The organism is Companilactobacillus mishanensis, assembly GCF_003946505.1.
Classification (GTDB): domain Bacteria; phylum Bacillota; class Bacilli; order Lactobacillales; family Lactobacillaceae; genus Companilactobacillus; species Companilactobacillus mishanensis.
This window is the reverse complement of record NZ_RHON01000002.1, coordinates 98,135-110,070: the sequence shown is the minus strand read 5'-3', so window position 1 is coordinate 110,070 and position 11,936 is coordinate 98,135. Positions and strand designations below refer to the sequence as shown.

The following is an 11,936-nucleotide window of genomic DNA, read 5'->3' as shown; positions in this document are numbered from 1 at the left end:
TTTTTGCAGTAAAAAAAGCTTTGAAATCTCAAATATTTGAGGTTCCAAAGCTTCTTTTCTATATGCTATTTACGAATGACCACTCTAATCTGGTTGTATATTTACCAGATATCAGACTACTTTTATTGAAAAACAAACGTAATCCTTCATTACTATCAGAAATTATCGAGTGTAATTTTTCACCATTTTTAGTGTCTCTGATAATCGTTCCATTCGTATCAATAGTCGATGAATTACCATTTGACCAATAATAACGAATACTTGCAGGCAGAATGTTATCTCCACTGGTGAATGGCACTACCTGAGTCAGCTTGACTTTTATATTGTCTTGAGACCGACGCTCGTCATCGACCGTCAACAATTCCGATTTATTATTGGCGACTTTAGCGTTGATAGGTATCCCTACCGTCGGAAAGCTCTGATGGATTCCATAATCAATATTACTTGGAATTACACTCATCGCATTTTTAGAAAAATTCATGCTCAAAGTGTTGCCAGTAAATTTGTCCGGCAATTCTTGTCCTTGAGAATCAAAACCAGTAACCTCCGGTGTTGTCTGGAAATCGGACATTGCGTATTTCCCAGCAAAAAAACTAACATCATAATTTATAGGTTTGCCCGTTAAAAAGTAGAGTTCAGGAATCGATACGATTTGTTTATCAGCACTCTTAGAATCATTAATAATCGAGTAATTCGTTACCTTTTGAGTTCCAATACGAACATCGTTCAATTCCGCATTTGCTGGGATTTCAAATTTTAAGTTTCCTTTTGATAAAACAGAATCAGGATTTTCTTCATTCAAGGTCCCCTTGATATCAATCCGATCACCTTCGGAAACTTTGTTGATTTTGGAATTATCTTCATTATGATCGTCAAAAGTGCTATTAGTAATCTCGCTTTTGATAGTGAATTTAGGCTTGGTATCTACATATGGAACAACAGTCAGCTTCGCCCTATTTGTCACAATTTTGGCAGATTTAATTATAATTGTAGCCTGATATTCGTCACCATTATTATCGATTGTTAATGGATTGGTAACATACGAAGAACCGTTTTCACTTTCTGTCGGCAAATCTTCACTATGATTTTTTCCTTTATCATCTTTATAAAATCTTTTCCAAGTAATTTGGCCCGCTGTGGCTTCATTCCCTTGAATTTTAAAAGTTGCATTTTTTCCGACAAAACTTGTCTGGTCTTCAAGCCCACCGCCAACTCGAATCTTGACATAATTACCGACAGAAGTGCCATCAGGATTTTGCATATATCCCATAACTTTTACAATCCCACTTCTACCTTCCTTGTTACTTGTAACCAATCCAGTTTTTGGATCAACAGTTGCTAACGATGGATCATTCACCGACCACGTCATATCACCAGTCGCATTTGTTGGCACAACTTTTGCATGAACTGAGGTAGTATCTGCTTGTGCTTGATTGCTATATAAATAATCATCATCTGCCGTAACCTCAACTGACTCAGCTGCGACTGCATCCGATAAAGTCGTAATCGAAGCTACTTTTGACCAATCGACTTCAGGAATCTCCAAAATCGTCGAGAAAGTATACCACACAACCTTTTGTTGATAATAAACTGTTCCAACTTCATTCGGTATAACTGTCAATTCTTTCTTGGCATCCTTGCCGTCAACGAGTGTCTGCCATGATCTACCCTGATCCTCACTTTTAAACCAAGTGTAATGTGGACTGGCAAAGGGATTTACGGTACGACTAAATACCGATAAGCCTGAATCAGTATAAAGTGTTTTAGCATTGTATGGATAAGTAAATTCACTCTTAGGTTGTAAATTATAACCGGACGTCAACCAAATGAAGAATAGTTTATCTGGTTTTGATGATGGTCTGTGTTTCGGAGTAACTGAGACTTCATCAGCATATACGATATTCAGACGTTTTATTGCATCGTGCTTATAAATAGATAAAAATGCTCCCAACATTAATATTAATAAAAAGTATTTCATCTTTTTCCCATTCATTTCGATTCCCCCAACTTTATCTCATGATATGTTAGCATATCTGACTGGTCAGGTTCAATATATACAAAATAATTGTATGATAATATACATAATTTTATTGTTTTTACTTATAACTATTTTTCTGAAACAGCACTCAGTAGTATGTGGCCCTTGAGTTTCACTGGTTTATCAGATGATAATCATAAAATTGCATTGGCGGGAAATATTTTGAACGTTTTGCCATTCATATCTACTTTGAAATAAATTCATTGCTTACTTTATATTTTGAAATGTTTACTGCACAAAAAAAGCCCGGAAATATATCCGAGCTCGAAAGAATTTTAAAATTTAAGCACTATTAACGATCGTCCAATCTAAGGAAGTTTCATATTGTCCATAATCAATTTTTCCATGATAAATATACAGCCAAATACTTTGGCCTTCATTTGCGCCGATTGAATTAACTTTATCTCCAGCAGCATTGTCTGAGATCAACATTTCATCCGGTGTCAAAACTGTGAAATTATCATCTGAATCGTAGAATCTCAAATCAGCATTGAGTTTTGAATCACCAAACTTGAATGGTTCTGACTGTGACAAGTATATTTTTGTTGCAACTTTATCACGTCGATTATCTTGAATAGACAACAATTCAGAGGCATCATTGTCGACACTTCCGTCAACTGGTTTTCCAACGTTTGAATATGTTAGTTCACCATAAGAAACGTTGCCAGCAACTGCATCCAATTTATTTGTTGTAAAGTTAACAGTAATGGAGTTTCCTAGAAAATCACCATCAATAGGTGTATCAGGATCTTCAAATCCCGATACTCTAGGTGTTGATGTATGAACGATCTTAGTGAAATCACCAGCTTTGTAATTAACTTCAAAGCTGTGTTCTTGAGTTGTTGAAAAATCAACATTATGCATCATAAGAAGTTGGGAACTAGGATCATCAGGATCATTTAGAATTGAATATTGTTCTTCCTGTCCATCTAAGTATGCTTTGGAGACCTCAGCACCAACAGGCAAATCAATGATAATTGATCCCAGTTTAAGCTTAGAGTTCACATTGGAATCAGAAACCGTACCACTCTCAGTCAACTCGTCACCGGCAACAACGTTATTCACAGTTGTATTGGCATCATTATGATCATCGTAGGAATGGTCAACAATTGTACTGTTGATTTTAACATCAGGAGAGTAATTGAAATTGACCGTCAACAACGCACTGTTAGTCGTGATGGATGTCGATTGACCACCGGAACTAATTTTCATAACGGCATAGAATTTTGTCCCGTCATCTTTGTAAGTAGTTTTGTCCGTCGTGTATGACATACTTGTTCCTGAACTTACAGTAGTATCCTTGCCATCAGGTGATATCTTGTGCCAGACAACTGAATCAGGTGCTTGGGCGAAATTACCTAAAACCTTGAATGTGGCAGTTTGGCCTTCATCAACTGTTTGATCATCTAACCCACCACCAATTTTTACTTTGGCAGTCCCAACAGCTGGATCAGTATCATTATTGGAAATACTACCAGTAATCGTAACTGTTCCAGATTTGCCAGAATTATTGGCAGTGATCAATCCTGTGTTAGCATCGACAGTTGCCAAATCGGGATTGTCGATTGACCAAGTGATCTCACCAGTGGCATTTTCCGGAGTTGGCGTACCATGCGCAAAAGTTGTCGCAACATCAGATTGATTGTTGTACAAATAATCATCGTCAACAGTAACGCCCAATTTCTCCGCTGTAATTGGATCAGGTAAAGTCTTGATCGTCGCAACTTTGGAATATGCATTAGGATTAACCAACGGAACGTAGAATAATTTATACCAACGAACTTCTTGTTGATAAGAGACGGACCCTTCTTCTGTCGGAGAGATCGTCAAATTCTTACCAGTCTCCCCCTTCATTTCGTTCCAGGTCTTACCATTATCAGTAGTTTTATACCAAGTATAATGGGCACGAGCACCCACATTTATTATTGCCTCCCAAAAAGATAACGCTGAATCAGTGTACAGCGTCTTAGGATGATCAACATATGTATATTGGCTTTGAGGTTGCAGGGCATAACCAGATGTTAGCCAGACAAACAAAATCTTCAACGGGTCCGAAGTCGGCCTATGATAAGGAGTAACAGTTATATCATCAGCGCGAACAGTAGCTTGTGAATTCCGTTGATCATTGCTTATATAACTAAACGAAAATACTGCAACCAAAACTGCAAGTATGAGATATTTCCATTTATTTTTCATCATAAATTGCTCCTTATGAATTCACCTCATTCTATCATATATGATTATAAAATTCATTATCTTCAATATTATTTTGCATATTATAATCTTTTTAATATATTTGATAAATATTAGAAATAAAAAAATACCTACAATATTTATAAATATAAATGTTGTAGGTATCGTATTTATTATTAAAAATTATTAGGGAGCATCTGTAATAGTCCAGTTAAGCGTTGATGTATAAGTACCTGTTTGAATAGCTTGATTAGAAAGCATTAATTCTAGACCTTGACCATTCTTTGATCCCACTGAAGGAATTGCTGCGTCATCAGAACTAGAAGCAACAGTTGTCGCCTCTTCTGTGATAGGTGTAGGAGTATTACCGCTTCCGTCATTGAAACTCAAAATAGCTTTTAACTTCTTAGTACCGTTCATGAACAAAGTATCTTGTTTCAAAGTGATTGATCTAGCTGACTTGTCACGTCTGTTATCAGTAACATTTAGCAAATTGTCATTATTTTTAACAATACCATCGACTGATTTTCCAACATTTTCATAAGTCAATGTACCAAAGTCAACGTCATTTGCTTCAAGTTGAACAGATCCATCAGTGAATATCATTTTGAGCTCATTTCCGTTAAAGATACCAAGATCCGCACCAGACGAATCATATCCCTGAACTTGTGTCAGAGAATGGAATGATGTATTACTTTTCTCGGTCGATGTGAAATCAAACTCATAGTTGTGAGTCTTATTGGCAGAGAAATTTAATCCTGGAGCAATAATGTAACTAACACCGTTCATTTGGCCAACTGAGTATTGCTGACTTACACCATCGACATAAAGATAGGTATTCTTAATATTATCAGGAACTTGAATCATGATATTACCAGTACTCAATTTAGAATTCTTATTTGCGTCAGTAATCTTACCAGTGATCTTAACATCATCACCATCTTGGATATTTGTTGCAGCTTGCTCGGTATTTCCGGTATTGTCAGTCATATCTTGGATTTTGCTGTTAATTGAAACATCTGGGGTCTTGTTGATGTTGACATTTAAAGTAGCTTTATTTGTAGTAATAGTATTACTGTGTCCGTCAACGGTTGCTTCAACTACTGCGTAAAACTTAGATTTATCGTCATTTGCGCTAGTTGCTGGAGTTGTATAACTCTTTTTATTTGCTGCATCAGATATTACAGTATCATTACCAGAAGCATCGACTTTGTGCCATGTGATTGAATCTGGTGTAGCACCAAAATCACCTTGGATATCAAATGTAGCTGTTTTACCTTCGTCAACGGTTTGATCATCAAGACCACCACCTATTTTGACTTTTGCACTTCCCTTAACTGTCGTTGCATTGTTATTATGCATAGTTCCTGTAACTGTTATTGTTCCGGACTTATTATCATTATTTGCAGTTATTTCACCAGTAGTCTTATCTATAGTAGCAAGATCAGCATCTGTTTCATCAAGTGCCCAAGTGATATTACCGGTTGAATTTGCTGGTGTTGGCGTGCCATGAGCATGTGTCGTAGCGGCCACAGGTTGATTATTGTAAAGATAATCTGTATCAGTTGTAACATCAAGTTTCGTTGCTTCAACAGGATCAGGTAATGTAGTTACTGAAACTACATTCGAATAATACGTCGGAACAGCAAGACTTCCAATGAAAGTCAAATAATACTTAAATGACTGTTGATAATAAACCACACCCACTGTTTTAGGTGTAACTTCTAAAGTCGCAGATGTTCCATCATTGTCCACGGTGGTCCATGTTTTTCCTTGATCTGTGGATTGATACCATTGAAAGTGATCATGTCCTAATACATTCAAATTAGACAGGACTGAATGGGCTGTTGCAGTAGTCAACGTCTTTGGATTATCCTTAAAAGTATACTGGCTTTCAGGCTGTAAACTAAACCCATCATTCATGTAAATACCAAACAATCCAATTGGTGGAAGGCTTGGTGAACCCTTGCCGGGTATTGACGTTGCTGCATGAACATCAACGTTAGATGCATTATCATGATTACCAGAAAATCCAAAAATTAATAGCACTGCAAACAGAGCTACCATTAAAAATCTTAGTTTTTTCCCTCTCATGACAGTACACCCCTTCCTATATTACTTAATTTTACCACATGCCAACGATTTGTTAATATTTGTAAAATAATATTTTAATCAAATAAACTAAATATTGCAATATTTTTGTTCCAAAACAATAAAAAGCCGATGAGAACAATGTTCTGATCGGCTTTTTGAAAATTATTTTTATACAAGTTATTAAGCTGTTAATTTCAATTTAGAAACGGCTTCCTCAATTGTTTTACCGTTTGCGTAGGAACTACTATTATGAGTATCTACCACAGTAAACAATTGAGTATCTGTATTTAACAATACACGATATTTCATATCATTTACCTTCTTTCTTGTCACAAATAACCTATAACTGGTTATATTAGCCCCTTTTTAAAATAAGTCAACAATTTTGTTTTATTTGGGTAATAAAATTTATCATTTACCTAATGAAAACAGATATACAATCAACAAAAAATCACGTTCATCGATGAACGTGATCACCTTTATTTATTCATATAGCGTTTCTGAAGAACATACTGAACTGTGTACGCAATAATTACATACAACCAAAAATAATTCAGACCCCATGTAACTACGGGCACAATCATAATTAAGGAACAGATTATTGCAATAATAATAAATATAGAACGATTACTCATTAGTCGGCACCTTTCCACATTAATTTTTTAAAAGGCAATCCATACTTAATATTCACTTTCAAACATTTGACAATTTATCTTATATTTAATTATCCAGCCATCTTATACTTTTGACCCTGGTTTTACGTCTATATTCATACTCATTTCTTACTTTTTCGACATGCAATGTTGTTGGAATGAAAACATCACGATCTTTTGACTTTCTAAGTCCAAAGACTATACAATTTTTTTCACTTGGACAAAGAAAAACTATATCTAGTCTTAATCGATTCGGTTTCATTTCTCTAGTTAACACACACGCATTTACATCCTGGTCATAAAAGATTCTATGTAAAAAATTGTATGAAAGCATTCTCGACAAGACCTGATGCCATGCTCTACTGGATCTAGAATTCTCCTTTGTTAAATTAAGATTATTGACATCTGCTATTAGTGATGTAGCACGTTTATTTCTTAGCTTGTTCCACCCCATTAGATGTCGAAAATCATTAAGATTAAATTGAACGACAAATGAACTCAACAAATTATAATTAGTTTCCACTTGGACCTTATGTCCAGCAAAATTACTAGAATAATCATCCAACATTGCTTTGAAGTTAATTTCCTTTTGCGACGAAATAATTATCCTATTTAGAGGTATATTTTCTGATTTGGGGTTCATTTATCTTCCTTAAAAAAAAGACCGTCCTTCCAGAGAAAGACGGTCAATAATTTGCGATACAGAATTGGAATAGTCTCCAATTGGGACTAGGGGTAGATTTAAGCTTCTACCTAGCAACACAACGTATCGCCAGCTGTCTTATTTTTAGACGATTAAGCAAGACCGATGATAGTGGCTTTGCTTCGCCTAATATCATAACAAATCAACACATGATTATCAATTTTGAATAACCCTAATATCCATTGAAATTATTATAAATTAATAAGTACATTTAAATAATAAAATATGGTCATTAAACCATTTTATTCTAGCTTTTAAGTGTGCAAAAGGTGTGCAGAAAGTGTACAGGTGTGCAAATGTTTGTGCTTTTAATAAAACATTTAAAACTTCATAAAGTGATAGGAATACTGATACAACAACATTTGTAACAATCATCCATTATTATAGAATATCTTTAATAAGTGTATATATGATCCCTCCCGGAATCGAACCGGGGACCTACTGCTTAGGAGGCAGTTGCTCTATCCTGCTGAGCCAAGGGACCAAAATGACAACATAAATATGTTGCCACCAAATTAGTTTAATGTAAAGGATTTGTCGGCTTGCGACGTTTTCCTTTATTCTTCTGATCACGTAAACGTTTCTTTTGTCTTGGTTTCTCTTTAGTCACTACTTTTGCTTTCTTGCGTTCATGATAAACTTGCTTATCAGTAAACGTACCATCGTGATTGAGAAATACTTTCTGAATATCCAAGTCATTGAAGGTCTGAATATTACGGAAATCGTGGCTATTACCAAATGTCACAACATCCCCAGATTTACCCATTCTTCCGGTTCTTCCGGCACGATGCAAATACTCGCTATTATCACGTGGAATCATATAGTTAATAATAGTAGAAACATCTTCAATATCCATTCCACGAGCGGCAACATCTGTCGTTAACAGCAAGGTGACTTTTCCGCTTGAAAACAGACTCATGGCATTTTTTCTTTGTTGCGATGACATCTTGCTATCTAAGACGACAAAGTTTGTCTTGGAATGGTCCAGGTCACTAACTGCCTTGTGCAAAGAACGAGAATTATTGAAAAATACGATTCCCAAAAACTTCTTATTATGTGCCATCTCACGAATCAGCACGTTCTTAATTACATCACTACCAGTATTTATGAAGTAATGCTTGATACCAGCTGTATATGAACGGTCGTATCTCTGGTCAATAGTCAAGAAATCCTTACCAAACCACTTTGCCATATCCTTATAAATATCATTCCCTGTGGCAGAGAAAAATGTCATTTGGACATCTGAAGGCATTTGATCCAGGGTATCACGAACAGATTCCAATTTACTTTCGTTCAACATTTCATCAGCTTCATCAACGATGACTGTTTGGATGTTGCCCAATTTTACTTTGCGTGCTTCAGTCAGTTCCTTGAGACGACCTAAAGTAGCAACCAAAATTTCTGGTTTCTCTTTAAGTTTTTTCAACTGGCGTTGTGGATTTGCACCACCAGTGACGGCTTGAACTGAGCATCCAATCAATTTAGCCAATGGTTGAATTACGGTTCTAACTTGAATGGCCAATTCTTGTGAAGGCTCGAGAATCAATACTTGCAAGCCATCCCCTGGAATAAGTGTCTCTAACATCGGCATAGTAAATGCTAATGTCTTACCTGATCCAGTTGGAGCCATAGCAACCATGTCATTACCTTCTTTAAAAGGTAAATAAACGGTTTCTTGGATTTTTGTCAGTTGTTCAAATTGTTTCTCTTTAAAATAATCTTGGTATAGTTTTGGTATTTCCAATTTTTATTTTTCCTTATCTGCTTTAAAAACAATACCAGCATTCATTCTGGCTTGTTCAAGCACGTGATTTACGATTCGTGCATACTTCATCAACTGTTTGTATGTAGTTTGATCATTTTGGTTAATAATTCTAGCGAATTCCACCGCTTCTGAATCCATTGGGTTGTCACTCTTGTCGGCAGGAATATCAGTAATATGTTTCTTTTCGTCACTAGCCTGGATTTTAGTAATATCGCCAGCACTGTCAAACAACAAAGTACGCTTGCCAAAATAAATTTCTGATGGCATAAACGAGTTTTTAGTTTTACCTACGATAATATTTACGTCAAAGTCGTCATATTTTAAAGTTAGACTTCCGCTACCGTCGACACCAGACGATAATATTTCAGCATCATAGTTGACTGCATCAGGTTGACCGAACAAAACAACTGCGTCATAAACTGCATACACACCTAAATCGTATAGCGCTCCACCTGAAAAATCAGTTGAGAACACATTGGGGTTTTGACTATCCAAATAATCGTCATAACGGCTAGAATACTTCATATAACTAAGTGTCGCACCACTCACATCAGCACGATTTCGATCCACGAAGTCTGATATTTTCTTAAAGATAGGTTCTTGTATATGTCTTGCTGCTTCAAGCACAAAGACAGATTTGGCCTTAGCTATTTCTTCCAACTCAGCAAATTCATGAATGTTAGATGTACTTGGTTTTTCAACGATGACATTCTTACCATTCAATACCGCTTGTTTGGCTTGCTCGAAATGTAAGCTATTCGGAGATGCAATATAAACGACTTCAAAATCTTCACTGGCAAAGAATTCATCCAAGTCAGTACTCAATCTGACATCATCGGCTTTAAATTTATCTGCAAAAGTTTTTGCTTTTGCTTCTGTACGTGAATAGACTCTTGATAGTTTAAATGATTTGGTCTCTTCAGTTGCCTCAACGAATTGTTGAGTGATCCAGTTGGTACCAATTATTCCTAACTTCAACATATAATCACCTCATCTATTAATTTTACTGATATTCTGCCCCAAATGCTACCTTTATATGTTATCATGTGAATAATGTCACAAATATATTTATAGGAGAATTTATAATGGAAGAAGGAGAGAACCAAGAAAATTTGAAACGAACGCTTGGATTCTTCCCTGCATTATCGACCGTAATGGGTCTTGTAATTGGTGGGGGAGTATTCTTTAAGATATCAAGTGTAACACAAGCTACTGGCTCGGCAAGTTTAACAATTTGGGTCTGGGTACTAGCAGGTTTTGTTACTATCATGGCTGGACTTACAGTTGCTGAATTAGCCGCTGCTTTACCAGTTGCCGGTGGTATCTTTAAGTATATCGAGCACATTTACGGTAAGATTCCGGCGTTTCTTTTAGCGTGGGCTCAATCGGTCGTCTATTATCCCGCGGCTATTTCAGCGTTGTCGATCGTTTTTGCTACGCAAGTTATTAATCTATGGGGGTTGTCAGCTAGTTTACAAATACCGATTGCAATCGCTGTAGCAGTATTTATCTTTGCTTGTAATTTACTCGGGGCTAAAGTCGGTGGTGGAATTCAGTCTGTGGCATTCATCGCAAAATTAATACCTATTGTATTGATTATTGGGGTCGGCTTATTCACACCATCAACTAATAACGTTTCGCTTTTCCCAGTAACTGCAGGTAGCCATCCTAGTTTCTGGACATCACTAGGTGGTGGTTACGTTGCAACAATGTTCGCCTTTGATGGTTGGATGAACGTTGGTAATATGGCTGGAGAAATGAAACATCCTGAAAAGGATCTAGCAAAATCTATTATTATTGGTTTATTAGGTATCACTTTAATTTATGTCCTTATAAGTTTTGTATTCGTTAAGGAACTTCCGTTTGGTAGCATCCCTGGAAATCAAAACGCCGCTTCTGAAGCAGCAATCAAGATTTTCGGTGGCTTTGGTGGAAAACTGGTTACTATTGGTATTTTGGTATCAGTTTTCGGCTCGATCAACGGTTATTCTATGACTGGTATGCGTGTTAGTTATGCTCTAGGTGAGGATGACAATATCGTCTTTGCAAAATTCTTTGGAAAATTAACTAAGAAATCACGTGTTCCTATGAATGCTGGTATCGTACAAACTGTCATTGCTATTATCATGGTATTTTTAGGTTCATTCGATTATCTGACAGATATGTTAGTGTTCGTTATGTGGATCTTCTCGATCATGATGTTCGTTGGTGTATTTATCTTACGTAAGAGAGAACCAGATTTGAAACGTCCTTACAAGATAAACTTCTATCCAATACCGCCTATTCTGGCAATCATCGGTGGTGGATATATCGTCGTCTATACTATTATTACCCAACCCACACTCGCATTATTGGGTATCTTATTAACATTAGTTGGACTTCCACTTCACTTAATACATGATCATAATAAGAAGAAATTGAAAAAAGAAACTGAATAAAGGAAATGAGTAGCTTTTATAGCTACTCGTTTTTTTTTAGCTTATAATCAAA

The 11,936-nt window shown here is 36.1% G+C and carries 8 protein-coding genes and 1 tRNA gene; 1 reads left to right on the top strand and 8 read right to left on the bottom strand.

Going from position 1 to position 11,936, the window contains the following annotated elements:
- Positions 1-58 precede the first annotated feature (58 nt).
- From EKM63_RS03140 to EKM63_RS03110, 8 genes are all read right to left on the bottom strand, one after another.
- A complete protein-coding gene (locus EKM63_RS03140; RefSeq protein ID WP_125703635.1) occupies positions 59-1,993 on the bottom strand; it encodes an Ig-like domain-containing protein in 1,935 nt (644 codons plus the stop codon).
- A 327-nt stretch (positions 1,994-2,320) separates the two neighbouring features.
- Positions 2,321-4,237 (bottom strand): Ig-like domain-containing protein, encoded by a 1,917-nt coding sequence (locus EKM63_RS03135; protein ID WP_125703633.1) that lies wholly within the window; start codon positions 4,235-4,237, stop codon positions 2,321-2,323.
- A 180-nt stretch (positions 4,238-4,417) separates the two neighbouring features.
- The gene (locus EKM63_RS03130; protein ID WP_125703631.1) at positions 4,418-6,325 is read right to left on the bottom strand and encodes a WxL domain-containing protein; all 1,908 of its coding nucleotides are present in this window, start codon (positions 6,323-6,325) and stop codon (positions 4,418-4,420) included.
- A gap of 180 nt (positions 6,326-6,505) precedes the next feature.
- Positions 6,506-6,634 (bottom strand): hypothetical protein, encoded by a 129-nt coding sequence (locus EKM63_RS11530; RefSeq protein ID WP_263852852.1) that lies wholly within the window; start codon positions 6,632-6,634, stop codon positions 6,506-6,508.
- Positions 6,635-7,045: 411 nt separating this feature from the next.
- A complete protein-coding gene (locus EKM63_RS03125; protein ID WP_125703630.1) occupies positions 7,046-7,621 on the bottom strand; it encodes a PBECR4 domain-containing protein in 576 nt (191 codons plus the stop codon).
- Positions 7,622-8,091: 470 nt separating this feature from the next.
- Positions 8,092-8,165 (bottom strand) — tRNA-Arg (locus EKM63_RS03120).
- A 36-nt stretch (positions 8,166-8,201) separates the two neighbouring features.
- Entirely contained in the window at positions 8,202-9,425 is a 1,224-nt protein-coding gene (locus tag EKM63_RS03115; RefSeq protein ID WP_125703628.1) for a DEAD/DEAH box helicase, read from the bottom strand.
- Positions 9,426-9,428: 3 nt separating this feature from the next.
- Positions 9,429-10,427 (bottom strand): Gfo/Idh/MocA family protein, encoded by a 999-nt coding sequence (locus tag EKM63_RS03110; protein WP_125703626.1) that lies wholly within the window; start codon positions 10,425-10,427, stop codon positions 9,429-9,431.
- A gap of 104 nt (positions 10,428-10,531) precedes the next feature.
- Here EKM63_RS03110 and EKM63_RS03105 point away from each other — a divergent pair, with 104 nt between their 5' ends.
- The gene (locus tag EKM63_RS03105; protein WP_125703624.1) at positions 10,532-11,884 is read left to right on the top strand and encodes an APC family permease; all 1,353 of its coding nucleotides are present in this window, start codon (positions 10,532-10,534) and stop codon (positions 11,882-11,884) included.
- Positions 11,885-11,936 lie beyond the last annotated feature (52 nt).